The following is a 25,903-nucleotide window of genomic DNA, read 5'->3' as shown; positions in this document are numbered from 1 at the left end:
GTTCCTCTCGGATCAGGCGAAGACGTCGATGCCGCCGTGCGGCGCGATGAGGGACGGGGGAGAGGCGGGGTCTGCGGGTGACGACGGATCAGTCGGCAGAGCGCCGTCGGGCGTGGTGGGCAGGGCATTCGCGTCGCGACCCGTGCCGGTTCCCGGCTGGCCGCCGTGAGTCCCGGTGGCGCCGTTCCCGGAACCGCCGTTGCTCCCGGAACCGGTGCCGTTGCCCGGGGCGGAATGCTGCGGGTTCGACGACGCCGCGCCGTCGTCCGCGCTCGACAGCAGGAGCGAGGCGTGCGGTGCCGCAGCGGCCAGGTCGCGGCGCAGGTCGATGAGGATCGCACGGAGCGCCTCTCTGCCGAGGTCGTTCGGCGCGTGCAGCTCGATGTGGATGGCACCGCCGGAGATGTGCGCCCGCACGGTCACGGGACCGAGGTTCTCGGGGGACACCGTCAGGGTGAGGCTGTGGTCGCCGTCCGGAGCCTGGGCGAGCGACACCACGGGCGCGGCGATCTGCGGGAGCAGCGCGGGCCGGGCGGTGGGGACCGCGACCGGAGCCGCCACGGAGGTCACGGGCGCAGGGGCGGGCGTGGTGCCCACAGGAGGAAGGGCCGCGTCACCCGGCGTCGCTGTCGGCGTGGCTGTCGGCGAGGGAGACGCCGTAGCGACGGGAGTCGAGGTCGCCGCAGCAGCGGATGTCGCGGCATCCGGGAAGCTGTCGCCGACGGTCGCGGACGTCTCCGACGTTCCTGTCCGGATTGTCGGGATCGGGGCTCCGGGACCGTCGAGGACGGTCGGGGTCGGATTCCCACCGACGCTGATGCGGGGGACGCTCGGAAGAGCCGGGTTCGCCGACGGCGCTGCGTGGCCGGCCGTGCCGATCGCGGCCGTCACCGCAGGCGCGACGCCTCCCGGAACAGGAGCGACCGTGGGTCCGGGGGTGGAACTCTGCGACGTCGCGAGCGCGGGGGTCTGCGTGTTCGCGGGGGCCGCTGCCGGGGCCGCCGACGAAGAAACCGGAGCGCCGTTCGACACGGTGTGCGTGGCGAGCCCTGCGGCACCGGCCTCGTCCTCGAGTGTCCCCTCGGCGGTCGTCGTCGGATCCGCGCCGTCCGGCGCAGGCCCCGGCACGAGGGGGGCTCGGGTCGCAGAGCCGTCGATGCCGACCACGGCACCATCCGGAGACGCCGGGTGGCCCGGCGTGGGCGCAGGGAGGACAGGCGGGGGAGACGGGATCGGCGTGTCCGACGTCGAACCGTCCGCCGATGATCCGTCGGCAGATGATCCGTCGGCAGACGACGCGGCGGATGATCCGGCGAGAGCATCGGTCGAGCCGCGCGAGGCATCCAGGATGACGTCGGCGAATGCCGCTGCTCCCGGCGTGACCTGCCGGGAGTGTGCGGGTGTACCCGATGCGCGATTCGTCCGCGCGCCGAGCAGATCCACGATGCCGAGAGACGTCATGCCTGGCCCTCCCTGTCCGTCTGGGCGCGCGCGCCGATCTCGTCGAGTTCGGCCTGCTCCGCGTGCAGCTCGGCGGCCCGCACCTGCAGTGCGTGCGCCTGGGCGAGCCTGTCGAGTCCGCGCATCGCTCGTCGCGCGTCCGCGTGCTCGGTCCGTGCCTGATCGACCGTCTGCTCCTGCAGCTCCGAAAGCGTCGCGAGGTCGGCGAGCAGGGTCCGGCCGGCCACACGGGCGGCAGCGAGGGCGGCGAGGGAGCGCACGTCGACGGCCTCGCTCCCGACGCCCGACAGGTGCGCGCGCAGCGAGCGGTCGCGGGCCTCGGTGTGCTGGGCGTCGATCACGGCGCGCGAGAGCCGCTGAGCCGCCGCACGCTCCTGGATCTCGCGTACGCGCAGCAGACCGGCCAGGGAGAAGGACCGCGTCATGAGACTCCTCCGAACGCCGTGACGAGTTCGTCCAGCCGCCGCCAGGATTCGCCGATCTCGCTCGTCTCGTCGAGGGACTGGGTGAGGAAGGCGCTGATGGCCTTCTCGTGGGCGACCGCCGCGTCGATGCGGGCGTCCGCCCCGGCCTGGTACGCGCCGATGTCGATGAGATCGTTCGCGCGCCGCCGCGCCGCGAGCACGGCGCGCAGCGTGGCCGCATGCGCCCGGCGTTCGGGAGCGGTGACCTTGCCGGCCACCCGTGACACCGAGCCGAGCACGTCGATCGCGGGATGGTGACCGGAGAGAGCGAGGGCGCGATCGAGCACCACGTGACCGTCGAGGATCGACCGGACGGCGTCGGCGATGGGCTCGTTGTGGTCGTCGCCGTCGACGAGCACGGTGTAGATGCCGGTGATCGAGCCGCGGGTGTCGGTGCCCGCCCGCTCGAGCAGGCCGGCGAGGAGGGAGAACGTCGAAGGCGGATAGCCCCGGGTGGCGGGAGGCTCCCCGGCTGAGAGGCCGATCTCCCGCTGCGCCATCGCCACGCGGGTGAGCGAGTCCATCATCAGGATCGCGTGGGCGCCGTCGTCGCGGAACGCCTCGGCGATCCGCGTGGCGGTGTAGGCCGCACGGATGCGCGCCATGGCAGGCTGGTCCGAGGTCGAGACGACGACGACCGAGCGGGCGAGCCCGTCGGGTCCCAGATCGTCTTCGATGAACTCGCGCACCTCGCGACCGCGCTCGCCGACGAGGGCGATCACGGTGACTTCCGCCTCGGTGCCGCGCGCGATCATCGACAGCAGCGAGGACTTGCCCACACCGGAGCCGGCGAAGAGGCCGACACGCTGCCCGCGTCCGACGCTCACGAGCGTGTCGAGCGCGCGTACGCCGAGGGGAAGAGGCGAGTCGATCCGGTCGCGCCCCATGATCGAGGGCGGAGCATGGTCGAGGCTCACGGGGACGGCACCGGTCAGGGGCCCCTTCCCGTCGATCGGGCGCCCCAGCCCGTCGAGGACCCGTCCGAGCAGCGCGGTACCGGTCGGTACACGCAGCGCCCCTCCGCGTGCGCGCGCCGGAGCGCCGACCGTGAGGCCGGCGACGGGGGCGAGCGGCATGCATCGCAGTCCGCCCTCGCCGATCGCAACGACCTCGGCATCGATGCCGTCGAGGGCCACAACGTCGCCGACCGCTCCCTCGAGTCCGCGCACCTGCACACTCAGCCCGCGCACCTGGGAGACCTCGCCGACCCGCTCCGGTCGCACCGCTTCGCGCACTGCGTCCCAGGCGTTCATGCACCGGCCTCGGCGAGGGCGCGGCGGGCGCGCTCGAGCGCACGGGCGACGCGGGCGTCGATGTGCCCGTGGGGCAGGGTCGCGATGGCGTCACCCCGGGCGAGCGTGTCGTCGGCGATGAGCGCGATGCCGGCCGGTTCGGCTGCCGATCCTCGGAGCGTCCGGAGGTCGTCCGGGTGCAGGCGCACCTCGCGGATCTCCGACGGGTCGACACCGCTGACGGCTCGTCGCGCGGCGGCTGCGGCGGAGGCGCCGGCATCGGAGAGCTCACCGGCGACGATCAGCTCCGCGAGCTCGATCGCGCACCGCAGCACGTGGTCCTGCGCGGCCGTGGTCAGTTCGCGTTCGCGCTCGTTCAGCGACCGAGCGGCGGCGTGGAGCACGGCGACCGCGCGCGCGACCTCTCCGGCTTCGACCGCCTCACGGGCGGCCCATGCCTCCTCCGCCACGCGCTGTGCCGCCTCCGCCTCGGCGCGGCCGGCGCGAAAGCCTTCCGCGTGTCCGTCGGCATAGCCGCGCATTTTCGCCCTGGCATGCTCCTCTCCGCTCCCGCGTCCGTCGAGACGCGGGAACAGCACCGGAGAGAAGGCGTCAGTAGACATACTCGTCCTCGTCCGCGCGCTGCACGGTGATGTCGCCGGCCGCCTCGAGCGCGCGGATCGTGCGCACGATCTCGGCTCTGGCCTCCTCCACCTGGGACACACGCACCGGGCCGAGGGTGCGGGCTTCCTCGTCGAGGTTCTCCCTGTTCCGTTCGGAGACGTTGCGCCGGATGAGGTCGGCGATGGGCTGGTGCGCACCCTTCAGCGCGAGGGCGAGCGAGCGGATGTCCATGCCCCGCAGCACGCGCTGCGTGTCGCGGTCGTCGAGCTTGACGATGTCGGCGAAGGTGAACATGCGCGAGCGGATGTCCTCCGCGAGGGCACTGTCCCTGTCCTCGATGCTCGCCAGGAGGGCCTTCTCGACCGTCGCCCCGGAGCGGGCGATGATCTCGACGAGCGGTTCCACACCGCCGAGCACTTCGGGGGTGTCGCGTGCGGCGAACGTCCCGGTCCGCGCCTTGAGCGCATCCGCCACGATCGCGATGGCCTCCTGCGATGCGGTTCCCATCGTCGCGATCGCATGCGCGACATCGGTGCGGGTGGGGTCGGGAAGGGCGGCCAGCACCGCGGCGGCGCGGTCGGTCGGCAGGTGGGCGAGCACCAGGGCGACGGTCTGCGGGAGCTCGCCGTCCAGAAGGGTCGCCAGCTGCGCAGGGTCGGCGGATCCGAGGAATTCGAAGGACGACGTCATCGAGGAGGAACCGACTCTGCCGAGCACGGCGGCGGCACGTTCGGCGCCGAACGTCGCCTCCAGCAGTCCTGCGGCGATGTCGCGGCCGCCACGGGCGGGCGGCAGGTGGCCCGAGGCGATCCGGTGGAACTGTCCGAGAGCCTGCGCGGTGGTCGCCGCATCGAGGTTCTGCAGGTCGATGATCTCGGCGGCGACGGCCTCCGCCTCGGATTCGGAGAGGTGCTTCATCACCTCGATCGCCTGCGCGCGATCGAGGTTCATCAGCACGACCGCCGCTGTCTGCCTGTCGGTCAGTCCGGTCATACCTGCTGCCTGTCGTCGATGAGGGTCCGCAGCAGGTCGGCCGTGCGCTTCGGGTCCTGCCGGGTGAGGGAGTCGATCTCGGCGCGGCGGCGCTCGAGGCTGACCTGCGCGGGTTCCGGGTCGGGCTCCGGCTCCGGGTCGGGAGTCGTCTCGAGGAAGGCGAGCGGAGTGGTCGGCGCCTGGTCGATCGCCGCGGTGGCACCGGCATCGAGGACGGTGAGCGCGGGCGGGCGCTCGCCGAAGAGCTGGTCGAACTCGGTGTCGGCGCTGCTGCGTCGGCGTGCACGGATGATGAGGGCGGCGAGGCCGGCGAGCAGGGGGATGGCGATGGCGGCGGCGATGATGATCGTGTTCAGCAGCGCGGCCTGACGTGCGGCCCCCTCGGCGTCCTTCGCGGCCTGGAGCGCGGCCTGCGCCGCTTCGGAGCTGGTCTGGTTGAACGAGACGAGCTCGACCGCGATCGAGTCTCCGCGCTCGGTGTCGATACCGGCGGCGCTCTCGACGAGGTCGCTCAGCTGAGCGGTGCTCAGGTCACCGCCCGCACCCGCGTCGACCGCGACCGAGACCGACTGGCGCAGCAGCGATCCGGCGGGAGTGGACGTGCTCTGCGTGCTCTTGTTGACGGCGTTGGTCTTCGAGGTCTCGGTGGACTCGGAGGTTCCGTCGCCGTCGGCGGACGGGACGGCGATGTTGTCGGGGCCGAGCACGCCGGCGTTCGAGCTCGAGCCGTTCTGCCGGTCGGTCCTGGTCTGCTCCGTGAGCGGGGGAGCGCCTTCGGCCGGGGTGTAGGTCTCTTCGACGCGCTCGTTGACCGAGTGGTCGATCTCGGCGACGACGGTCACCTTGGCGTTGCCGGGCCCGACGACGGTGTCGAGCATCTGCTGCACGTTCGCGGTGACCCGCGCCTCGTAGTCGCTGGCCTGCTGGTCGATGCCGCCGGTGGTCCCGACGCCCGCGGCGGAGAGGGTCTGCCCGCTCTGGTCCACGACGGCGACGTTCTCGGGCTTCATGCCGCTGACCGCGGCAGAGGTCAGGTGCACGATGGCCTCGACCTGCTTCGGCGACAGCGTCGAGCTGCCGGAGGTCTCCACGAAGACGGAGGCGGTGGGATCGATGGTCTCCGAGACGAAGACGCTCTCCTCGGGGATCGCGAGCTGCACCGATGCGGCGGTCACACCCTTGATCGAGGAGATCGTCGCGGCGAGCTCGCCCTCGATGGCCCGCTTGAAGGTCACCGACTGCTGGAACTCGCTCGTCGTGACGCCCATCTTGTCCAGCAGCGAGTATCCGCCGGAGCTGGTGCCGGGGAGCCCCGCCGACGCGGCGGCGAGCCGCTGGTCGTAGACGTCCTTCTCGGGGACGAGGACGGTCGCTCCTCCGTCGGCGAGTTCGTACGGCACCGATGACGACCGCAGCTGTTCGACCACGGCGTTCGCGTCGGAGGCGCTCATGCCGGAGAACAGCGGCGTGTACGTCGGGCGGCTGAGCCAGCTGGAGAGCGCGACGATGCCGAGGGCGAGCACGGCGACGCCGATGATGGCGATCGTGCGCTGGGCGAGCGAGAAGCCCGCGATCACGCGTCCGATGCGCTGGAACACGTTCGTGACGGCCTGGGGCATCAGGCTTGCATCCGCATGATCTCGTTGAACGCGTCGACACCCTTGTTGCGCACGGCGGCGACGAGTTCGAGGGTCACGGATGCGCGCGAGGACGCGATCATCGCGGAGTGGATGTCGTCGAGGTCGCCGGTGACGGCCGCGACTTTGAGCTTGTCGGACTCGGACTGCAGCGAACGCAGCTCGTCGATGGCCCCGGTCACGCTGCTCGCGAAGGCGGTGTCGTCGGCGGCCTTGGTCGTCGCGGGGGCCGGCGGGGCGAGCGTGAAACCGGAGGAGATGGCTTCGATGCCGGGGAGTGAGGCCATCAGCTGCGTCCGATCTGGAGGGCGGATTCGTAGGAGTTGCGTGCGCGGTCGACGATGGCCGCACTCGCCTGGTAGCCGCGCTGAGCGAGGATGAGCTGGCTCATCTGGTCACCCAGGTCGATGTCGGGGTAGCGCACGTAGCCGTCCGCGTCCGCGAGAGGGTGGTCGGGCTGATGGACGAGGCGTCCCTGCGCGCTGCCCTGCGCGGTTCCGGCCACGTACACGCCCGGGGACTGCTCGCTCGTCTGGGCGAGGATGTACCTGGCCCGGAAGGCCGCCCCGTTGCTGGGGGCGGCGGTGTTGATGTTGGCGATGTTGTCGCTGATGGCGTCGAGCCACTTGCGGTGCACGGTCAGGCCGGTGCCGGCGATGCCGATGGCGTCGAAGGTCATGAGGTCCTCATCGCGGTGCGCATCGACGTGAACGATCCGTTCACGGCCTGCGTCGCGAACTGATAGCGCAGCATCGTGTCGATGCTGGACAGGGTTTCGGTGTCGAGGTTGACGTTGTTGCCGTTCAGGCGCGTGGGTTCGAGCGAGGTGCCGACCGTCGCGCCGACCCGTCCGTCGCCGGCATCGATCGAGCGGGCGAGCGCCTCTTCGAACTGCACGCGCTTGGCGTGATAGTTCGGGGTGTTGATGTTGGCGATGTTGTCGGAGATCGCGCGCTGGCGCTGCGCGAGGCCGTCGAGCGCACTCGTCAGTGCGTTGATGGTCACAGAATCGAACACGAACCGGCTCCCCGTGTGTGGCTGGTATGGCCGATCCATGGCCGAGTCTTGCGAGCCATCCGTGCTCGCCCTGCTCTATCGGCAGGGTCGTCCGCGATGTTAGGAAGCGGTTTCACCCGTCGACGTCGAGGTAGGCGGGCTCTTCGGGACGGCGCGTGCTCGGGATGCGGCTCACGGCGCCGAGATGCCGACGCATGCCGTCGAGGTCGGAACGGGCACGGTCCATCGCTGAGCGCTGGAGGTCGATCACCCGCCGGGCGTGGTCGGCGAGAGAAGGGGGAAGCGGCGTGCGCGGGGGCGTCCATGGGGCGAGGGTGGCCTCGGCGGCGGCACCGGGGGCGGCGTCGAGGATCTGCTCGGCCTCCTGCTCGAGTCGGTCGAGCAGCGAGGTCCACTCTTCCACGCTCACGCCCGCGCCTCGGCCACCGTGCGCGCGGCCTCGTGCCAGGCGTCGCGCAGGGGGGAGATGATCTCGTGGCAGGCGTGCGTGCGCTCGGGATCGCGACCGATGTTGGCCCCGATGAGCGTCTGCGACAGGAACACGTACAGCGAGCGCAGACCCGCACTGCCGTTCCAGTCGTCGGTGAGCGACGAGGACAGTTCCGAGACGATCGCCTGCGCGTGCTGCAGCTGGGCGTTCGCCTCCTCCCAGTCCTCGGCGCGCTGGGCGACCTCTCCGCGTTCGATGTCGAGCAGGAGACGGTCGTAGAGCATCGTGACGAGACGCTCGGGCGGTGCCGACAGCACGGCGTCGTCACGGTAGCGCTGCTGGGCGCGCAGGGCGGCGTTCATGCTCACTTCCCGGAGTTCGAGCTCGAGCCCGGCAGGGCGGCGATCTGGGACGACAGGTACGAGGACTGCGACTGCAGCTGCGACAGCATGACCTCGAGGCGGGCGTAGGTGCGCTCGAGAGTGGACTTGCGCTGCGCGAGGCGGACGTCCCAGCGTTCCATCTGCTCGCCGAGACCCTTCACCTCGCTCTCCTGGCCGGTGATGCGCGTGGTGAGCAGGCCCTCGTACTTGTCGGAGTAGACCTTCGAGGTGTCCTGCACCCGCGAGGCGATGTCGGAGAACAGCCCTGCGACCGCGTCGGGGTCCTTCGCGAGTGCCTCGGCGAACTTCTTCTCGTCGAAGCTGAGCACGCCGTACATGTCGGTCGAGATGCCGATAGACGACGGGGAGACGCCGTTCACGGGGTGCTGCACCGCGTCGGCGAGGGCCGTGCGGAGTCCTCGGACCGCGCTGTCGCCGGTGAAGACGCCCAGTGTGGTCTTGTCGCCCTGCTTGGCGGCGACGGTCGCCTTCGAGCCGTTGTCGATGCGGGTCAGGATGTCCTTGACGGCGGCGATGAAGTCGGCGGACGCCTTGGTGCGTGCCGCGGTGTCGACGGCGACGCCGATGGTGACGGGGGCCGCGGAGACGGCGGAGACGGTCACGTCGACGCCGTCGAACAGGTCGGTGAACGTGTTGCTCGACGACGTCAACACCTGCTCGGCGCTGGTGCCCGCCCACAGCCGCACCTGCGCATCGGCGCCGACGTCGATGACGGCTGCTCCTGCTTCGGTGGAGATGTCGGAGGCGGTGCCCGCAGCGACCGCCGCTGTGTCTCCGCGATAGGCGCGGAACTGTCCGGCTTCCCCGGAATCGGCGGCACGCAGCTGCAGGCGGTGCATGGGGTTGCCGTCGGCGTCGCGTCCGGCGGGAACGGCCGCGGCGACGATGCCGAAGCCCGCTTCGTTCACGGCCCGCGCGACATCCTGCATGGACGAGGAGTCGGCCGTGACCTGCACGCGCTCGCCCTTCGCGTTCTCGAGGGTGATCACGGGCGGGTCGACGGGCCAGCCGTTGGAGGCGGCCGAGACGATGGTGTGGTTCTTGGCGACCTTGTCGACGACGATGTCGGCCGCGAGCGGCGCCGCGCCCTCGCGGGTGGCGACGGTGACCGTGGGAGAGGACGACGTGGTGGTGAAGCGGGCCAGCCCGTCGCGCGTCGCGGCCTTCTCCGCCGCCGTGGCGAGGTTCTGCACGGCGGTGTTCAGTGTCCGCAACTGGGTGACGATGCCGTTCTTGTCATCCATCTTCGCCTTGAGCAGCGAACGGGGGATGGCCGCGACATCCATCAGCGCCTTGATGACCTCGGTGGTCTTCAGGCCGGAGACGAGGCCGTCGAGCGAGAGGGACATGGTCGCCTTTCCAGGTCGGGAGCGGACAGGGTCCGGGCGCCGGTGGGCGCCCGGACCCTATGGCATGGTTCAGCGCAGGAGCTGGAGCACGCCCTGGTTGGCCTGGTTGGCCTGGGCCAGCATCGCCGTACCTGCCTGGGACAGGATGTTCTTCGACGTGAACTTGACCATCTCGGACGCCATGTCGGTGTCGCGGATACGGCTCTCGGCAGCGGCGAGGTTCTCCGCCGACACGTTGAGGCTGTTGATGGTCGACTCGAAGCGGTTCTGCAGCGCACCGTAGCCGGCACGTGCGGTCGAGACCGCCTGGATCTGCGTGTCGATGCCCGCCAGTGCGGTACCGTACGTCGCCGCGTCCGTCATGGTCGCCGCGAGCGTCTTGATGTCGGCACCGAGGGTGGCGAAGTCGGTCAGGGCGACCGAGATCTGGTCCTCGGCGGCGACGGAGCCCGCACCGACCTGGAACGTCAGCGTGTCGCCACCCGAGAGCAGCTTGATGCCGTTGAAGTTCGTGCTGCCGGCGATCCGGGTGAGCTCATCACCGAGGGTGTTGATCTCCTTCTGGATCGCGTCGCGCGACTTCGCGTTGTTCGAGTCGTTCGCACCCTGAGCGGTCAGGTCGCGAACGCGCTGCAGGATCGAGTGGACCTCGGTCAGGGCGCCTTCCGCGGTCTGGATGACCGAGATGCCGTCCTGGGCGTTGCGTGCCGCGACGTTCAGACCGTTGACCTGCGAACGCAGGCCCTCGGAGATCGCGAGGCCTGCAGCGTCGTCGGCCGCGCGGTTGATGCGGAAGCCGCTGGACAGCTTCTCGAGCGACTTCGACAGGTCGTTCTGGGTGTTGGACAGGTTGCGGTAGGCGTTGAGGGCCGACACGTTCGTGCTGATCTGCATACCCATAAGGGTTCTCCTCCGTGAATGGTGTTGTGCGGGAGACCATCCGTGGTCTCCCGGTCACACCTATCGGCGGAGGGGACGCGGGCGTTAGCCGTGCGTATGGGAATCGGCTCAGGCGGGTGCCGGATCGCGGAAGACCCCGGCGATCCGGGAACCCGCGACGTCGGCGATCCGTGTGAAGTAGGCATCGCGGGCGCCGGCGGAGACCCGCGTCGTGGTGGTCGGTGCGGTCCCTTCGGCGAAGAACCGATCCAGGGCGTCGCGCAACAACCGGATCGCCTCCGACCGCTGCTGCGACACGGCCGAGTGCGTCACGCCCAGCTCTTCGGCGATCTCCTTGACCGGACGCTCGTCGAAGTAGACGGCCTGCACGATCCGGCGCATCCGTTCGGGAAGGGCGGCGACGGCCTGTTCGAGCACCTCGCGCCGTTCCCCGATCAGAGCGGATTCCTCGGGGAGGGGGATGTCGGCGGCGACGTCCCGGGCCGAGGGATCGTCGATGGTGGTGAGCGTCCTGGCGGCATCGCCGAGCGCTTCGATGACGACCTCTTTCGGAACGCCCATCGCTGTGGCGACCTCGGTCGCCGTGGCGGTCCGGCCGAGACCGGCGGTCAGGGTCTCGCGGACGGCGACGGTCTCCTTGATGCGTTTGCGGATGCCCCGGGAGGCCCAGTCCATCGAGCGCATCTCGTCGGCGAAGGCGCCGAGGATGCGACGACGGGCATAGGCGCCGAAGGGCACTCCGAGCTCGGGGTCGAAGGCCTCGGCCGCGGTCACGAGCGCGAGCGCTCCGACGGCGGCGAGCTCGTCGCGGGGGATGTGGGTGGCACGGGCATGGGTCTCGGCGGCGAGGTATCCGACCAGAGGGAGGTTGCTCTCGATGAGCAGATTGCGCTCAGCGCGCGACGACATGGGGGATGATCCACCTCTCTGGATGCACTCCGGAAGTTCCGAGGAGATGAACAGATGCACATATCACACTTCTCGTGATCTGTACATGGGGAGAACTGTCCATCGCCGTTCCACATAGTAACGTTAGGCGAGCGCTGGCCGATAGTGACCTTTGGCCGCGTTGTCAGGCGGGGCGATCACTGGGGAAAAGGGGATCATGGGAGCCAACGAACTATCGATACAGCTGTGGCGCGAGCGTGAACTGCTCGAGATGCTGCTCTTCAAACTCGATGAGCAGCAGTTGCTGCTCGCCGCCGGAAGATCCCAATGGATCCAGTTTGCCGCGCGCGAGATCGATCAGGTACTCGACAGGCTGCGTGGCGCGGGGCTCGCCCGCACCGTCGAGGTCGCGACCGTCGCCGAGGAGTGGGGAGCTCCCGACGCGACGACCATCCGCGAACTGATCGCGCACGCCCCCGAAGGCGCATGGCAGGAGGTGTTCGCCGACCACCTGCGCGCGCTCACGAAGCTCGCCGCCGAGGTCGAGCAGATGCGCGACGCCAATGCCGAGCAGCTCAGCGGCGTGCTCCGCGCGACGCAGGAGACCATCGCCGCACTCGGACACGACACCGGCGAGTACACGACCAAGGGTGACCGCGCACGCGACGACGCTGCGCGCATCATCGACACCGAGATGTGACCGAGAGGGGATCATGTCGACCTTCAGTGGACTGAACACGGCGGCCAGCGGATTGGCCGCCGCCCGGCGCGGCATGGACGTGGTCGGGCAGAACATCGCCAACCAGAAGACCGAGGGATACACGCGCCAGCGCGTGACGACCTCCGCGGTCGCCGCGATCGCGCAGACCGGCCGTTTCAGCGTCGGTGCCCTCCCGGGGCACGGCGTGTCCATCGACGGGGTGGCGCGACTGGGTGACGCTCTTCTCGACGCCAGGGTGCGTGACGCCCTCGGTGCCTCGGGGTACTGGTCCACTCGGGCCGTGGCCGCGACCACGATCGAGGCATCGCTGGCCGAGCCGACCGCGAACGGACTCGCGGCGCGGCTGTCGAAGTTCTGGTCGGGCTGGCAGGATCTCGCGAACACCCCGGATTCGGGTGCGGCGGCATCGAGCATCCTCGAATCGGCGAAGGAGCTCGCCTCGCACATCGCCGGCGGGTATCGCAACGTCGCCACGCAATGGAGCAACGCCCGCGACTCCGCCGACCGCACGGTCTCGCAGGTGAATGCGACCGCCGACCAGATCGCGGTGCTCAACGACGAGATCCGCGACGCGCTCGCCTCCGGTCGCTCGGCGAACGAACTGATGGATCAGCGCAGCGTCCTCGCGCAGAACGTGGCGAGGATGTCCGGGGCAGCGGCCACGATCGAGGCCGACGGCACGATGACGGTCCGCCTCGGGGGCAACGCACTGGTCTCGGGTTCCGACGCCCGCCATCTCGTGTTGACGGGCCCGGCCTCGATCGACTCCGGTCAGCGCTTCAGCCTTTCCTGGGCGTCCGCGCCCGATCTCCCCGTGTCGATCGACGGCGGCGAGCTCGGCGCCTCGCTCTCGGTTCTGGCACCCGCGGCCGACGGCGGCATGCTCGCCGGACTCGCGGCGACCTACGACACGGTGGCGACGGCCCTCGCCGACGCGATGAACGCGCAGCACCGCGCGGGCGTCACCTCCACGGGCCAGGCCGGCGGCGACTTCTTCACCCTCCCCGCCACCGGATCCGCAGCGCTCGGTCTGAAGGTCGCGGTCGGATCCGCCTCCGAACTGGCGCTCGCCGCTCCGGGGTCGGGGGCGTTGGACGCGACGAACGCCGACCTGATCTCCCAGATCGGCCGGCGCGCCGGCTCTCCCGATGCGATCTGGTCCGATCAGGTCACCCGGTTCGGCGTCGCGACGGCCGCCGACGTGCAGCGCGCCAAGCTCTCCGATTCCGCTGCGGTCGCCGCGGTCGGCGCACAACAGTCGGTCGCGGCGGTCGACGGCGACGAGGAGACGATCAGCCTGCTCACCTACCAGACCGCCTACCAGGCCGCAGCCCGCGTGATGACCGCGGTGGATGAGGCGCTCGACGTGCTCATCAACCGCACGGGTCTCGTCGGACGCTGAGCGAAGGAGCACCGTGATCTCTCGAGTGACGTCATCCGCGATGACGCAGACGGCCATGCGCCAGCTGCAGTCCAACCTCTCCGAGCTGGCGCGTCTGCAGGAGCAGGCGACGTCCCAGCGCGCGTTCGCCGCCCCATCCGACGATCCGGCAGCCGCGGCAGCCGCACTCGCACTGCATGCCGAGCAGCGGCGCACCGAGCAGTATGCCCGCAACATCGACGACGGCCTGGCATGGGTCACCGCCGCCGACACGGCCATCACCGCGAGCACGGCCCTGCTGGGGCGCGTCCGCGACCTCACCGCCCAGGGAGCGAACGACGGTGCGCTCGACGCCACCGCCAAGGAGGCCCTAGCCGTCGAGCTCGAGGGCATCCGCAAAGAGCTCCTCTCCCAGGCCAACACCCGGCTGCTCGGACGCTCCGTGTTCGCCGGTACCTCCGACACCGCGGCCTTCGCTGCCGATTACAGCCACAGCGGGGTGCCCGGAGCCGAGGTCACCCGACGGGTGTCGGACGCGGCATCCGTCCGCGTCGACACCGACGGCGCCGCCGTGTACGGCACCGGAGACGACTCGGTCTTCGCCCTCGTCGACAAGATCGTCGCCGACCTCCGATCCGGCACGAACGTCGGTCCCCGTCTCGGCGAGATCGACGGTCGCCGTACGGCCATGCTCGCGGTGCAGGGCTCCGTGGGCACCAGACAGGCTCAGATCGAACGCGCCAAGGAGGCGGCAGTGCAGAATTCCGTGTCCCTCGAGTCCCGCAGGACGGCGGTGGAGGACGTCGATTCGATCGAGGTGCTCGTGCGCCTGCAGGCACAGGAGCTCGTGTACCGCTCGGCGCTCGCCGTGAATGCGCGCGTCCTCCAGCCCTCGCTCATGGACTTCCTCCGATGACCGCCGCACTGACCTTCCTCGCCCCGCCGCCGGGACTCGCCCCCCACGTCGACTTCGCGCTCGCACCCGTCGACGGATCCGACGGGCTCTTCTCGATGCGCGCCGTCGACGACTCCGCCTTGCGCCTCTACCTCGTCGATCCCCGGAGCGTCCTGAGCGAGTACGCGCCGACCCTGACCGACGAGCAGGCGGAGGGGCTTGCGCTGGGATCGCCGGATGACGCGCTGATCCTCGTGGTCGCCCATCCGTCCGCTGAGGGGGTGAGCGTGAATCTCCTCGCCCCGGTGATCGTCAACCGGACGACGGGAGCCGCATCGCAGGTGATCCTCGAGGATCAGGACTACCCGCTGCGCGCCCCGCTCGGCTGACCCCGGACCTGGGCTCCCGTCGGCCGCTCTCCTCAGGCGGCGGCGGCTAATCTGGAGTCGTGATCCTTGCCGTCGATACTTCCCTGGGCACGGCTGTCGCCCTCATCGATGCCGACGGGACGCGCCGCGCCGAAGCCGGTGCCGTCGACCCGCTCGGCCATGCCGAGGTCATCGGCGACCTCCTCGTCCGTGCTCTCCACGAGGCGGGCGATGCCCAGATCACCCACGTGGTCGCGGGCATGGGACCCGGTCCCTTCACCGGGCTGCGCATCGGCATAGCCGCAGCGCGCACCTTCGCCCTCGGGCGCGGACTGCCGGTGATCCCCGTCCCCAGCCATCTCGCGGCAGCACTCACCGCTCTCGAGACCGACGCCGTGACCGCGCCGTTCGCGATCGTGACGGACGCCCGCCGCCGCGAGGTCGCGATCACCGTGTTCCACGGCCTCGACGACGACGGCATCCCGGTGACCGTCTCCGACACCGTGCTCGTGCGGGCCACAGAGGCCGACGCGTACCTCGACGGCATCCGACGTATCGATGTGGCGACGCTCTCCGGGACGGATCTGGCGCGGGTCGGCGCACGCGCGCTCGCGGCCGGTCGCACCCTCGCCGGCGACGAGCCCCTCTACATGCGTCACCCCGACGTCACGCTCCCCGGCGCCCCGAAGAAGGTGGGCACATGACGCTTCGCCACGCCACCGTCGAAGACCTCGACGCGATCATGGCGATCGAGAACCGGTCGTTCCCGTCGGACGCCTGGAGCTCGGAGACCATGGCCGCCGAGCTGGCGAGCCCGCACGGACGGTACCTGGTCGACGAGCATGAGGGGGCGGTGGTCGGGTACGGCGGGGTGCGCGCCCTGCAGGGAAGCGCCGACGCCGACGTCCAGACCATCGCGTTGCTCGCCGAGTACCGCGGCCAGGGGCGGGGCAGGACGCTGCTGCGTGCGCTGCTCGCGGCGGCCTCGGAGCGTGGTGCGCGCGAGATCTTCCTCGAGGTGAGGGCCGACAACCCCTCTGCCGAGGGGCTCTACCTGGCCGAGGGTTTCGAAGAGATCGCCCGCCGCCCGCATTACTATCAGCCCGACGACGTCGACGCGATCGTGATGCGTCGAGAACTGCCAGGTCACCCGGTGCCGGGCACCACGGCCGAGGAGGCGAAGTCATGAGCGAACCGCTGGTCCTCGGCATCGAGACGAGCTGCGACGAGACGGGGATCGGCATCGTACGCGGACGTACCCTGCTCTCGAACACCATCGCCTCGAGCATGGACGAGCACGCGCGATACGGCGGCGTCGTGCCCGAGGTCGCCGCCCGAGCGCACCTCGAGGCGCTGCAGCCGGCGATCGATGCGGCACTCGCCGAGGCCGATGTGCGCCTGGACGACCTCGACGCGGTCGCCGTCACGAGCGGCCCTGGGCTCGCCGGGGCCCTGATGGTCGGCGTCGGCGCGGCGAAGGGCCTGGCGGTCTCGCTCGACAAGCCCCTGTACGCGGTGAACCATCTGGTCGGGCACATCGCCGCCGACATCCTCACCGCCGACTCCGCTCCGCTCGAATATCCGACCGTCGCGCTGCTCGTGTCCGGTGGACACACCTCGCTGCTGCATGTGCGCGACCTCACCACCGACGTCGAGCTGCTGGGGGAGACGATGGACGACGCGGCGGGAGAGGCCTTCGACAAGGTCGCCCGCCTGCTCTCGCTGCCGTATCCCGGCGGACCGGAGATCGACCGCGCAGCGGCCGACGGCGACCCGAACGCGATCCGGTTCCCCCGCGGGCTGTCCCGTGCCTCCGACCTGGCGAAGCACCGCTACGACTTCTCGTTCTCGGGGCTGAAGACCGCGGTGGCCCGTTGGGTCGAGCGCTGTGAAGCCGAGGGGGTCGACGTCCCGGTCGCCGATGTCGCTGCGAGCTTCCGGGAAGCGGTGGTGGACGTTCTGGTCACGAAGGCGCTGGCCGCCTGCGCCGACCTCGGTGTGCCGCGGCTGCTGCTCGGAGGCGGCGTGATCGCCAACCGGCGTCTGCGTGAGGTCGCTCTGGAACGGGCCGGAGCCGCGGGGGTCACGGTGCGCATTCCGCCACTGTCCCTGTGCACCGACAACGGCGCGATGATCGCGGCGCTCGCCGCCGAGCTGATCTCGTCCGGCCGCCGTCCGTCCACCCTGGACTTCGGTGCGGACTCGACGCTTCCCGTGACCGAGATCCAGATCGCGGAGGCGGTGTCGGCATGAGCGACGTTTCCGGCTCTCCCGAGGCGACACCCTCGACGACGCCGGCGGCGCGCATCGAACGTCCCAGCGGCGAGGTCGAGCATCCGGCCGGGAACGCTCGTCTGCCCGGCGCCCGCCGTGACGGCTACACCAAGATGCCGACCGGGCCTGTCGGCATCGAACCGGTCGTCGCGACCGGTCCGGACATCGATGCGCCCGATGACACGGAGTGGGAGCCGTCGACGGGATCCGTGCCGATCGACGACACCCGTCTCGCTCCCTGGGCGCTGTTGGCCGCGATCGTGGCTCTCGGGGCATCGTTCTTCGTCGGCTGGGGCATCCCCGTCGCGGTGGTCTCGGTGATCGCGGCGATCATGTCGCTGCGTCGCCCTGTCGAGAGCCGGGCGATCGCGCGGTGGGCGCTCGTGCTCGGTCTCTGCGCGACGGTCTACAGCCTGGGCTGGCTGGTCTGGGCCGGCATGCAGTTCGAGAGACTCGGCTGACCGGTGCTGGACGCGGCGGAGCTCGAGGAACTGCGCTCCCTGCAGGCGCGGGCTTATGGGCGTGAAGCGTCCCTCACCGACGCCGATGCCGTTCGACTGCGTGAGCTGGAGGAGCGCCGGGTCGCGCGTCCGATCGCGCCGCACGGCGAGGCGTCACCCGTCGATGCCGTGACCTCCTCCGCGTCGGAGGCGGCTGGACGATCCCCGGTCGATCTCCCGGACACCGGAACCGAGCGCCAGGGCACACATGCCGCCGAGGTATCGGATGCGGAGACGTCGCTTGCGGCGGGGACGGCTGCCGACGACGCAGCCTCGCACGACATCGCCCCGCGCGTCCTCCCACTGCTGCGCGTGCACTGGCGGGCGGCCGCGATCGCCGTCGCGGTGCTGCTGGTCGTCGGTGTGGGATGCGGCTGGATGCTCTTCGGCAGATCCGGCACCGCTTCGGTCGCCCTGACCGCGCAGCAGCAGGAATGGCAGAGCGCCCTGATCGCGGGTGGGCGCTACGATCAGGGATCCCTGCGCGCCCTCGCGGTGGAACAGGGCGCGGTCATCTGGGCGGCGACCAAGGACGACGGAGAGAGCACGTGCCTGCTCGTGGCGACATCCCCGTCGGCCCTGCCCACCTGCGAGCGTACCGAGACGGTCGAGAGGACGGGGCTCTTCGGCGCGGTCACGCTGGAGTCGAAGGACGAGATCAGACGCGAGCTCAATGTGCAGCTGATGTTCGCCCCCTCCGGGGAGCCCGCCGTCGCCGTCCACACGTCGGAGTACGGTCCCGGCACCACCAACGGCGTCATCTACGAGAACGCCGAGGAGGCGGAGAAGGCGAAGCGGATCGCCGGGCAGGGGTTCGAGATCAACTCGCTCTGGGTCATCGGCTACGACGGAGAGGTGCCGGTGTGGACGGGGATGGAGCTCGAGGGCTTCCAGACCTGCCTGATCTACGACGGCTCGGACGACCGCTTCCCGCGCGTCTGCGCGGATGCACTCACGATGCAGGAGCAGGGTGCCACGCTGGTGCTGAACGTGCTCGACGATGCGAGCGGCGAGCTCGTGCGCCTCGAGCTTCCGACCGCGAGCAACGGGAACTCCTCTCTGACGATCAGGCGTGAGGGGGGTGCCGGCCGTGCAGGGGGAGGCTGACGCCGACGAGCTCCGCGCGCTCCGGCGCAGGGCCTACGCCCGTGACGGTGTAGTGACGGATGACGAGCTCCGGCGGTTGCGTGAGCTCGAGGATGCTCGACGATCCGCGATGTCGACGAGCACGCCGACTCCTGCGGAGCCACTCGCGGTGAGCATCGGCCCGGAGCGTCCTCTGTCTGAGTCTGAGCCGGTGGATGCGCCTGAGCCGGTGGATGCGCCTGAGCCTGAGCCTGTGCCGGTGCCGGTGCCGGTGCCGGTGCCGGTGCCTGTGCCGGTGCCTGTGCCTGCGCCTGAGTCTGAGCCGGTGGATGCGCCACGGTCATGGGGCGCGGTTCGCCGTGCCCTTCGGCGCTATCGGTGGGGCGTGTCGGCGCTCGCCGTCCTGCTTCTGGCGCTCGGTACCGCCATCGGTGGGGCCGTTTTCGCGCCACGAGACGGAAGCATCCCGCTCACGGCAGCGCAGCAGGAACGCCGCGAGGTGCTCGCCGCGGCCGACTTCGACCCCGGCTCGATCCGCGCCGTCGCTCGGGACGAAGAGGCCCTGGCGTGGTACGCGACCAAGGACGACGGCAGCATCGTCTGCGTGATCCTCGATGCGGGCGAACAGTCGCAGTCGAACTGTCTGCCGGTCGCCGACACCGGACGCGGCCTGAGCGTGTCGTTTCCCGTGCCGCTCGCCGCGCCGGACGACGACCCGGAAGGCGACCCGCGTGGTGTGGGGGGTGTGAACGCCACGATGCTCGTCTCGACGACGGGGGAGCCGATGGTCGTGCTCCAGCACTGGTCGATGCCCTCCACCGCGCCGTCGCAGTTCGCCGGCGGCGAGCGCACGCGGGCAGAGGAACTGGTGGATGAGGGGTTCGCGTTCACGATCGAGATCGTGGGCTACTTCCGCACGGCCCCGGTGTGGGTCGGCGACCGTCTCTCTCACGAGGGCGAGATCGAGAAGTGCCTCGTCGTCGACGCCGTCGATCTGACGGCGTGCGCATCTCTCGACGCGGCAGCGGAATCCGGGATCGAAGCGCGGATCGATGACGTCGACGGGGCTTCCGGCGGGGTCGTCGGCTCCTCGGTGCTCGAGGCGCGGTTCACGAGGTGGCAGACGCCCTATCTGACCATCACCGACGCGCCGGTGACCGGCGCGGAGCCGGGGGATACCGTCCGGGTCGACGCGCCTCCCGGTGACCCCATCGTGGTCGAGCCGCCGGGTCGCGACGCGGAGCGTTGAGCGGGGGTCAGTTCGCTGCGGGCACCCGGTCGGCGAGGATCGCGCGGCGCTGATCGCCGATGCGGGCCAGGATGAGTGTCGCCTCCTGGTCCCCACGCAGCGTGAGCTTCTTGCGGAACGCGGCGGGATCGACGTCGACTCCGCGCTTCTTGATCTCCAGGCGCCCGATGCCCTGCGCCTGCAGGGCGGCGTTGATCGCCTTGGGATGGGCCGGGAGGGTCTCGCGCACCCGGAAGGACTGCACGAAAGGACTCGTCAACGCCGCGTCGGAGGTCAGATAGGCGATGTGCTCGTCGAGCATCCCCGCCTCCAGGCTCCGGGCGACCTCGCCGATCAGCCGCGCACGGATCACGGCGCCGTCCGGTTCGTGCACGAATGCGCCGAGCTCGCGCACGGGTTCATCGGGGGCGTCCGCCGGCGCCGTCAGCTCGTGCGAGCGCTCGTCGCGGATCACGAGGGCCGCACGCCGCACCCCTTCCCGGGCGAGCGCGCCGCTCCAGACGACCAGTTCGACCACGCTGCCGTCGGCGCTGACCCACTGCGCCTCGGCGTCGACCGGCAGGGCGTCGCGGTCGTGTGCCGGTCCGAGCTTGATACCGGTCGGATGGTGAGCCGCCACCTCGAATGCCCAGTCCAGCGAGGGGGAGTAGTCGTCGGCCGAGACGCGTCGGGTCTCGCTGTGACCCGAAGTGCGTCTGGCCGGGTCCATCCAGACCGCGCTCCCCGGGTCCAGCGACGAGAAGGCGTCTTCGGCCGTGCGATGGTCGACGACCGCGCTGTCGCCGAACGGGGCCAGGTTGTAGGCGGCGATCGCCGAGGTCACGTCGTCGGCATCGACGGCGCGCACATCGAGTCCGGCGCCGGCGAAGGCCAGGGCGTCACCGCCGATTCCGCAGCCGAGGTCGGCGACACGGGTGAAACCGGCGTGACGGATCCGCTGCGCATGCCGGGCTGCGACGCCCAGCCTCGTCGCCTGCTCCAGCCCCGCGCGGGTGAACAGCATGCGTGCGGCGAAGGGCCCGAACTTCGCGGTGGCCCTGGAGCGCAGGCGGGCCTGGCCGACGACGGCGGAGACCAGCTCGGGGGAGTGGCCGCCCGCGCGCAGCCGCGAGACGGTGCGGGCGACATCGGCGGTCGATTCGATGGGCCCGACCGCGTCGAGCAGTTCGAGACCGGCGGGGGTCAGCAGGGCGCGCAGCTCGGACATCTCCACCCGCTCAGCCTAATTGCCCGTGCGAGTCGTCGAACTGCGGCGCGCACTGGCACTCGCATTGCGTGAGTGCCAGCCGAGCGCCTAGACTGGATTAGCACTCTCGGGTTGAGAGTGCGAACAAGTCTTTCGTGTCAGCGTCAAGAAAGAAGAGGTAGACCGTGTCGGTTTCCATCAAGCCGCTCGAGGACCGCATCGTCATCAAGCAGGTCGAGGCCGAGCAGACCACCGCGAGTGGCCTGGTCATCCCCGACACCGCCAAGGAGAAGCCCCAGGAGGGCGAGGTCGTGGCGGTCGGCCCCGGCCGCATCGACGACAACGGCAACCGTGTTCCGCTCGACGTCGCCGTCGGCGACCGCGTGCTCTACAGCAAGTACGGCGGCACCGAGGTGAAGTTCGGCGCAGACGAGTTCCTCGTCCTGTCGGCCCGCGACGTCCTGGCGGTCGTCGTCCGCTGATCTGCGGAACCTGATTCCCGTCTCTCCTGAGGGGCGGGCAAGGCCATCGAAGGGGCCCGGATGCGTATCGCATCCGGGCCCCTTCTGCATCCGCCAGCGAGCGTCCGATTCCTGCCGAACTGCGATCGACGGGCCGGCGGCGCCGTTCGCGACGCCGCCGCGGGCATAGGGTTGTGCGGTGCCACCACAGACCACACGCGCCACGCAGACCGCCGGCGTCGCCTACGCCGGTGGGGCCTACCTCCTCTGGGGCGTGCTTCCCCTCTACTTCCTCCTCCTGGTTCCGACGGGGCCGTGGGAGGTCGTCGCCTGGCGCGTCCTGCTGTCGTTCGTCTTCTGCCTCCTGCTGCTCACGGTCATGCGCGGCTGGGCGGCGTTCGGCGTCATCATCCGGCAACCCCGGCTGCTGGGCTGGACGGCGCTCGCGGGGCTGCTGATCTACGTCAACTGGCAGGTGTTCCTGATCGGAACCCTCAGCGGCAACGTCGTCGAGACGAGTCTGGGCTACTTCATCAACCCGATCACGACCGTCCTGCTCGGCGTCTTCGTGCTGAAGGAGCGCATCCGCCGATTGCAGTGGGCGGCGATCGGCATCGCCGCGATCGCCGTCATCGTGATCGTCGTCGCCTACGGGGAGTTCCCGTGGATCGCGCTGTCACTCACCGCGTCCTTCGGGGTCTACGGACTCATCAAGAAGAAGATCGGCCCTGCCGTCGATGCGGTCAGCGGTCTGACACTGGAGTCGTTCTGGCTGATCCCCATCGCGGTGGTGCAGCTGATCGTCGTCGCACAGACCACGGGGATCACGATGGGGACGAACGGTTGGGCGCACGCGCTGCTGCTGGCCTTCGCCGGTGTCGCCACGGCCGTCCCGCTGCTGCTCTTCGCCGCGGGGACCCGACGCATCAACCTCACCGTGATCGGCATGATCCAGTTCATCACCCCCGTGATGCAGTTCCTCATCGGCGTCCTGGTGCTGCATGAGCCGATGCCGGCCGAACGCTGGGCGGGCTTCATCATCGTGTGGATCGCGATCGGCGTCTTCATCGTCGACCTGCTGCTCGCCGCGCGTCGGGGGCGCAGGATTCCCCGGGCCGAACCCGCCTGATCCCCGGATTCATCCGCAGAGGGACCGGGTGTCGGATCGTTAACGCACCGAGATACTTGCGACCCCTGTGCGCGGGACTCACGCCCTAGTGTTAGAGCACCCGATTGTGGCCACAATCCACGTTCAGTTACGCAAGGGAGCATCATGAACGCATTGAAGGGCTCGCGCACAGCGAAGGTCTTCGCCGGGATCGCACTGATCAGTGCATCCGCCATCGTCATCGCCGGCTGCAGCAGCACTCCGAGCTCGGAGAGCGGCGGCAGCGACAAGCCCGCCGCCGATCTGACGCTCAAGCTCGGTTCGCTGCTTCCGCAGACGGGTTCGCTGGCGTTCCTCGGCCCGCCCATGGAGTCCGGTGTCGGGCTCGCCGTCCAGGAGGTCAACGACGCCGCCGCCGGCGTCACGATCGACCTGACGGCCGAAGACGAGGGCGATACCGACACCAAGGCCTACGAGACGTCGATCACCAAGCTGCAGGGCGCGGGCGTCTCCGCCATCGTCGGCGCCGCGGCGTCGGGCGTCTCCAAGCTCATCCTCGACGGCAACGTGAGCGCAGGCATCCTGCAGATCTCGGCGTCGAACACGTCGCCCGACTTCACCACGTGGGATGACAACGGCCTGTACTTCCGCACCGCCCCCAGTGACCTGCTGCAGGGCGAGGTGCTCGGCAACCTGATCGCCGAGGACGGCGCGAAGACGCTCGGCATCATCTACCAGAACGACGCGTACGGCACCGGCCTCAACGACGCCATCACGAAGACGTTCGAGAGCACCGGCGGCGAGGTCGTCGAGTCGGTCTCGTTCAACGTGGGCGACGCGCAGTTCGACGCGCAGGTCGAGTCGATCAAGGCGCAGAACCCCGACGCGGTCGCGATCGTGTCGTTCGACCAGTTCAAAACCATCGCACCGCTGCTGGTGAACGCCGGCATCTCGGCCGACAAGTTCTACATGGTCGACGGCAACCTGTCCGACTACGGCACGGAGATCCCGGTCTCGCTCGAGGGCGCGCAGGGAACCAAGGCCGGTCCTGCGCTCGCGGACGACTTCACCTCGCGTCTGCAGGACTACTGGACCGGCGAGGGCAACCCCGAGGTCAAGGACTTCACCTACGCGGCTGAGGCGTACGACGCCGTCATCCTCGTGGCTCTGGCGTCGCTGGCGGCGGGCTCCACCGAGGGCGCGGACATCGCGGCCAAGATGCAGGAGGTCTCGGGCGGTTCCGGCGACGGCAAGAAGTGCACCAGTTTCGCCGAGTGCGCCAAGATCATCAACGACGGCGGCACGGCCGACTACGACGGCTACTCCGGCGACATCACCTTCGATGAGGCCGGCGACCCGCAGGGCGCATCGATCGGCATCTACAAGTACGGTGCCGACAACATGATCACCCGCACCAACTGATCAGACGATCACATGACGAAGGCCCCGGATCCGATCCGGGGCCTTTGTCGTGTGATGTCCTGTCGTGGTGTCGCCGCGTCGGCGTCGGCGGTTCAGGCCGCGTCGGTGCCGAGCGTTCCGAGGTAGAGACCGATCACCTTCGGGTCGTTCAGCAGATCCCGCCCGGTGCCCTCGTGGGCATCCTTGCCCTGGTCGAGCACATACCCGCGGTCGCAGATTTGCAGGCAGCGTCGGGCGTTCTGCTCCACCATGATCGTCGTGACGCCGGCCTTGTTGATGTCGGACACCCGGATGAACGCGTCATCCTGACGCACGGGGGAGAGGCCGGCCGACGGCTCGTCGAGCAGCAGCACCGACGGATCCATCATCAGCGCGCGCGACATCGCGACCATCTGCCGCTCGCCGCCGGAGAGGGAGCCTGCGCGCTGCTTGAGCCGCTTTCCCAGTTCGGCGAAGATGCCGGTCACGAACTCGAGCCGCTCCGTGTAGATCTTGGGGTTCTGGTAGAGCCCCATCTGCAGGTTCTCCTCGATCGAGAGAGAGGGGAAGACGTTGTTCGTCTGCGGCACGAAGGCGACCCCGCGCCGGACGAGCTTGTCGGCCTTCAGGCCCACGATGCTCTCGCCCTTCACCGTGATGTCGCCGCTGCGCACGTTCACCAGACCGAAGATGGCCTTCAGCAGGGTCGACTTGCCGGCGCCGTTCGGGCCGATGATCCCGATCAGTTCCCCCTGGCGGGCGATGAGGTTCGCACCGTTGAGGATGTTCACTCCGGGGAGGTACCCGGCATGGACATCGGTCAGCTCGACGACGACGTCGTCCTGCGGTATGGCCTGCGGTGCGTTCGTCGGCGTCTCCGCGCTCATGCGCTGCCCTTTCCCTCTGTCCCGGAGACCGGGTCGCTCGCTTCGAGCTCGGCCTCCGCTTCTGCTTCGATCTTCTCGCGGAGTCTGATCGCCGCGGCGTCCTCGAGCACGGGGATGCGCCCGGTGACCGCTCCCAGGTCGAGGTCCTGATGCGCACCGAGGTAGGCATCGACGACCGCCGGGTTCTCCATGACCTCGTCGGGAGGCCCCTCCGCGACGACGCGGCCCTCGGCCATCACGATCACCCAGTCCGCGATGTGGCGGACCATGTGCATGTCGTGCTCGACGAAGAGCACGGTCATCCCCTGCTCCTTCAAGTCGAGGATGTGGTCGAGGAGCGACTGTGTGAGGGCGGGATTGACGCCGGCCATCGGCTCGTCGAGCATCACCAGCGTCGGATCGCTCATCAGCGCTCTGGCCATCTCGAGGAGCTTGCGCTGACCTCCCGAGAGCGATGCGGCGAAGTCCTTCTCCTTGGCGTCGAGCTTGAAGCGTGTCAGCAGTTCCCGCGCCTTGCCCTCGATCTCGGTGTCCTGTGCGCGCCAGAGGAAGGGGAACAGGCTCGACCAGAAGCCCTCGCCGCGCTGATGCGGAGCGCCGAGCTTCATGTTCTCGAGGACGGTCAGCAGCGAGAGCGACTTTGTCAGCTGGAACGTGCGCACCTGCCCCATCCTGGCCACCTTGAACGACGGCACCCCGGAGAGGCTGGTGCCGTCGAACGACCAGGTGCCGCTGTTGGGCTTGTCGAATCCGCAGAGCAGGTTGAAGAGCGTCGTCTTGCCCGCGCCGTTCGGGCCGATCAGAGCGGTGATCGCGCCACGGGGCACTTCGAGGTGATCGACGTCGACGGCGGTCAGGCCACCGAAACGACGCTGGACCGCGTCGACGACGAGGATCGGATCCACCTTGGCGACGCCGGGCTTGACCTCTCCCTTGGTCAGGCCGGTCGTCTTCGGGCGGCGGATGCTCCCCGTGGACGGCGCAGCC

Annotated in this window: 30 protein-coding genes; 13 read left to right on the top strand and 17 right to left on the bottom strand. The window is 69.9% G+C overall.

The window, feature by feature from the left end; translation table 11 throughout:
* Positions 1-12: 12 nt before the first annotated feature.
* The 14 genes from MicroSTF_RS15885 to MicroSTF_RS15820 all read right to left on the bottom strand — a co-directional run bounded on the left by MicroSTF_RS15885 (position 13) and on the right by MicroSTF_RS15820 (position 11,420).
* Positions 13-1,461: a flagellar hook-length control protein FliK gene (locus MicroSTF_RS15885; protein WP_322957005.1), complete on the bottom strand. Its 1,449-nt coding sequence runs from the start codon at positions 1,459-1,461 to the stop codon at positions 13-15.
* Positions 1,458-1,886 (bottom strand): hypothetical protein, encoded by a 429-nt coding sequence (locus MicroSTF_RS15880; protein WP_021198939.1) that lies wholly within the window; start codon positions 1,884-1,886, stop codon positions 1,458-1,460. Before MicroSTF_RS15880 ends, MicroSTF_RS15885 begins: the two co-directional genes overlap by 4 nt.
* The gene (locus MicroSTF_RS15875) at positions 1,883-3,178 is read right to left on the bottom strand and encodes a FliI/YscN family ATPase (RefSeq protein ID WP_029258624.1); all 1,296 of its coding nucleotides are present in this window, start codon (positions 3,176-3,178) and stop codon (positions 1,883-1,885) included. The genes MicroSTF_RS15880 and MicroSTF_RS15875 overlap by 4 nt, the downstream gene beginning before the upstream one ends.
* The gene (locus MicroSTF_RS15870; RefSeq protein WP_081859756.1) at positions 3,175-3,780 is read right to left on the bottom strand and encodes a FliH/SctL family protein; all 606 of its coding nucleotides are present in this window, start codon (positions 3,778-3,780) and stop codon (positions 3,175-3,177) included. Before MicroSTF_RS15870 ends, MicroSTF_RS15875 begins: the two co-directional genes overlap by 4 nt.
* Positions 3,770-4,774 (bottom strand): flagellar motor switch protein FliG, encoded by a 1,005-nt coding sequence (gene fliG / locus MicroSTF_RS15865; RefSeq protein WP_029258622.1) that lies wholly within the window; start codon positions 4,772-4,774, stop codon positions 3,770-3,772. The genes MicroSTF_RS15870 and fliG overlap by 11 nt, the downstream gene beginning before the upstream one ends.
* On the bottom strand, positions 4,771-6,393 hold the full coding sequence (gene fliF, locus MicroSTF_RS15860) for a flagellar basal-body MS-ring/collar protein FliF (RefSeq protein ID WP_322957002.1): 1,623 nt from the start codon (positions 6,391-6,393) through the stop codon (positions 4,771-4,773). The genes fliG and fliF overlap by 4 nt, the downstream gene beginning before the upstream one ends.
* Positions 6,393-6,698 (bottom strand): flagellar hook-basal body complex protein FliE, encoded by a 306-nt coding sequence (gene fliE, locus MicroSTF_RS15855; protein WP_029258621.1) that lies wholly within the window; start codon positions 6,696-6,698, stop codon positions 6,393-6,395. The genes fliF and fliE overlap by 1 nt, the downstream gene beginning before the upstream one ends.
* On the bottom strand, positions 6,698-7,090 hold the full coding sequence (locus tag MicroSTF_RS15850) for a flagellar basal body rod protein FlgC (RefSeq protein ID WP_322956999.1): 393 nt from the start codon (positions 7,088-7,090) through the stop codon (positions 6,698-6,700). Before MicroSTF_RS15850 ends, fliE begins: the two co-directional genes overlap by 1 nt.
* The gene (locus tag MicroSTF_RS15845; protein ID WP_021198932.1) at positions 7,087-7,428 is read right to left on the bottom strand and encodes a flagellar basal body rod protein FlgB; all 342 of its coding nucleotides are present in this window, start codon (positions 7,426-7,428) and stop codon (positions 7,087-7,089) included. Before MicroSTF_RS15845 ends, MicroSTF_RS15850 begins: the two co-directional genes overlap by 4 nt.
* Before the next feature lie 112 nt (positions 7,429-7,540).
* Entirely contained in the window at positions 7,541-7,837 is a 297-nt protein-coding gene (locus MicroSTF_RS15840) for a hypothetical protein (RefSeq protein WP_029258620.1), read from the bottom strand.
* Positions 7,834-8,220 carry a flagellar export chaperone FliS gene (gene fliS, locus MicroSTF_RS15835; RefSeq protein WP_029258619.1) on the bottom strand — a complete coding sequence of 129 codons (387 nt, stop codon included), beginning with the start codon at positions 8,218-8,220 and terminating at the stop codon, positions 7,834-7,836. The genes MicroSTF_RS15840 and fliS overlap by 4 nt, the downstream gene beginning before the upstream one ends.
* A gap of 2 nt (positions 8,221-8,222) precedes the next feature.
* Positions 8,223-9,611: a flagellar filament capping protein FliD gene (fliD, locus tag MicroSTF_RS15830; RefSeq protein ID WP_322956997.1), complete on the bottom strand. Its 1,389-nt coding sequence runs from the start codon at positions 9,609-9,611 to the stop codon at positions 8,223-8,225.
* A gap of 69 nt (positions 9,612-9,680) precedes the next feature.
* Positions 9,681-10,511: a flagellin gene (locus MicroSTF_RS15825; protein ID WP_021198928.1), complete on the bottom strand. Its 831-nt coding sequence runs from the start codon at positions 10,509-10,511 to the stop codon at positions 9,681-9,683.
* Positions 10,512-10,619: 108 nt separating this feature from the next.
* Positions 10,620-11,420 (bottom strand): sigma-70 family RNA polymerase sigma factor, encoded by an 801-nt coding sequence (locus MicroSTF_RS15820; protein ID WP_029258617.1) that lies wholly within the window; start codon positions 11,418-11,420, stop codon positions 10,620-10,622.
* Positions 11,421-11,616: 196 nt separating this feature from the next.
* Here MicroSTF_RS15820 and MicroSTF_RS15815 point away from each other — a divergent pair, with 196 nt between their 5' ends.
* From MicroSTF_RS15815 to MicroSTF_RS15770, 10 genes are all read left to right on the top strand, one after another.
* Positions 11,617-12,099, top strand: coding sequence for a flagellar protein FlgN (locus tag MicroSTF_RS15815; protein ID WP_021198926.1), 483 nt, complete (start codon positions 11,617-11,619; stop codon positions 12,097-12,099).
* Between the two features lie 13 nt (positions 12,100-12,112).
* On the top strand, positions 12,113-13,522 hold the full coding sequence (flgK, locus tag MicroSTF_RS15810) for a flagellar hook-associated protein FlgK (RefSeq protein ID WP_021198925.1): 1,410 nt from the start codon (positions 12,113-12,115) through the stop codon (positions 13,520-13,522).
* Between the two features lie 13 nt (positions 13,523-13,535).
* A complete protein-coding gene (locus MicroSTF_RS15805; RefSeq protein ID WP_029258616.1) occupies positions 13,536-14,417 on the top strand; it encodes a flagellin in 882 nt (293 codons plus the stop codon).
* Positions 14,414-14,785 carry a flagellar assembly protein FliW gene (locus MicroSTF_RS15800; protein ID WP_021198923.1) on the top strand — a complete coding sequence of 124 codons (372 nt, stop codon included), beginning with the start codon at positions 14,414-14,416 and terminating at the stop codon, positions 14,783-14,785. The genes MicroSTF_RS15805 and MicroSTF_RS15800 overlap by 4 nt, the downstream gene beginning before the upstream one ends.
* A 59-nt stretch (positions 14,786-14,844) precedes the next feature.
* The gene (gene tsaB / locus MicroSTF_RS15795; RefSeq protein WP_029258614.1) at positions 14,845-15,468 is read left to right on the top strand and encodes a tRNA (adenosine(37)-N6)-threonylcarbamoyltransferase complex dimerization subunit type 1 TsaB; all 624 of its coding nucleotides are present in this window, start codon (positions 14,845-14,847) and stop codon (positions 15,466-15,468) included.
* Entirely contained in the window at positions 15,465-15,953 is a 489-nt protein-coding gene (gene rimI, locus MicroSTF_RS15790; RefSeq protein ID WP_315070847.1) for a ribosomal protein S18-alanine N-acetyltransferase, read from the top strand. Before tsaB ends, rimI begins: the two co-directional genes overlap by 4 nt.
* Positions 15,950-17,017: a tRNA (adenosine(37)-N6)-threonylcarbamoyltransferase complex transferase subunit TsaD gene (gene tsaD / locus MicroSTF_RS15785; RefSeq protein ID WP_029258612.1), complete on the top strand. Its 1,068-nt coding sequence runs from the start codon at positions 15,950-15,952 to the stop codon at positions 17,015-17,017. Before rimI ends, tsaD begins: the two co-directional genes overlap by 4 nt.
* Positions 17,014-17,499: a hypothetical protein gene (locus MicroSTF_RS15780; RefSeq protein WP_029258611.1), complete on the top strand. Its 486-nt coding sequence runs from the start codon at positions 17,014-17,016 to the stop codon at positions 17,497-17,499. Before tsaD ends, MicroSTF_RS15780 begins: the two co-directional genes overlap by 4 nt.
* A gap of 3 nt (positions 17,500-17,502) precedes the next feature.
* Positions 17,503-18,645, top strand: coding sequence for a hypothetical protein (locus MicroSTF_RS15775; protein ID WP_322956985.1), 1,143 nt, complete (start codon positions 17,503-17,505; stop codon positions 18,643-18,645).
* Positions 18,646-19,009: 364 nt separating this feature from the next.
* Entirely contained in the window at positions 19,010-19,873 is an 864-nt protein-coding gene (locus MicroSTF_RS15770) for a hypothetical protein (RefSeq protein ID WP_322956984.1), read from the top strand.
* 7 nt (positions 19,874-19,880) lie between these two features.
* On the opposite strand, the gene MicroSTF_RS15765 is transcribed toward MicroSTF_RS15770, so the two are convergent.
* Complete coding sequence (locus MicroSTF_RS15765) at positions 19,881-21,086, bottom strand: THUMP-like domain-containing protein (protein WP_167253267.1); 1,206 nt, start codon at positions 21,084-21,086, stop codon at positions 19,881-19,883.
* 158 nt (positions 21,087-21,244) lie between these two features.
* On the opposite strand from MicroSTF_RS15765, the gene groES reads away from it, so the two are divergent.
* From groES to MicroSTF_RS15750, 3 genes are all read left to right on the top strand, one after another.
* Positions 21,245-21,541: a co-chaperone GroES gene (gene groES, locus MicroSTF_RS15760; protein WP_017203655.1), complete on the top strand. Its 297-nt coding sequence runs from the start codon at positions 21,245-21,247 to the stop codon at positions 21,539-21,541.
* A 178-nt stretch (positions 21,542-21,719) separates the two neighbouring features.
* Complete coding sequence (rarD, locus tag MicroSTF_RS15755) at positions 21,720-22,649, top strand: EamA family transporter RarD (RefSeq protein ID WP_292761648.1); 930 nt, start codon at positions 21,720-21,722, stop codon at positions 22,647-22,649.
* A 144-nt stretch (positions 22,650-22,793) separates the two neighbouring features.
* Positions 22,794-24,050, top strand: a complete 1,257-nt coding sequence (locus MicroSTF_RS15750) for an ABC transporter substrate-binding protein (protein WP_021198914.1) — start codon at positions 22,794-22,796, stop codon at positions 24,048-24,050.
* A gap of 92 nt (positions 24,051-24,142) precedes the next feature.
* Here the strand turns inward: MicroSTF_RS15750 and MicroSTF_RS15745 are convergent, their stop codons facing one another.
* Together MicroSTF_RS15745 and MicroSTF_RS15740 are read right to left on the bottom strand one after the other, a co-directional pair.
* Complete coding sequence (locus MicroSTF_RS15745) at positions 24,143-24,916, bottom strand: ABC transporter ATP-binding protein (protein ID WP_029258607.1); 774 nt, start codon at positions 24,914-24,916, stop codon at positions 24,143-24,145.
* Positions 24,913-25,881 (bottom strand): ABC transporter ATP-binding protein, encoded by a 969-nt coding sequence (locus MicroSTF_RS15740; protein WP_051668050.1) that lies wholly within the window; start codon positions 25,879-25,881, stop codon positions 24,913-24,915. Before MicroSTF_RS15740 ends, MicroSTF_RS15745 begins: the two co-directional genes overlap by 4 nt.
* Positions 25,882-25,903 lie beyond the last annotated feature (22 nt).

The organism is Microbacterium sp. STF-2, from assembly GCF_034650155.1.
GTDB classification, from domain to species: domain Bacteria; phylum Actinomycetota; class Actinomycetes; order Actinomycetales; family Microbacteriaceae; genus Microbacterium; species Microbacterium maritypicum_A.
Note: the sequence above shows the minus strand (reverse complement) of the source record. Positions and strands in the feature narration are given on the sequence as shown.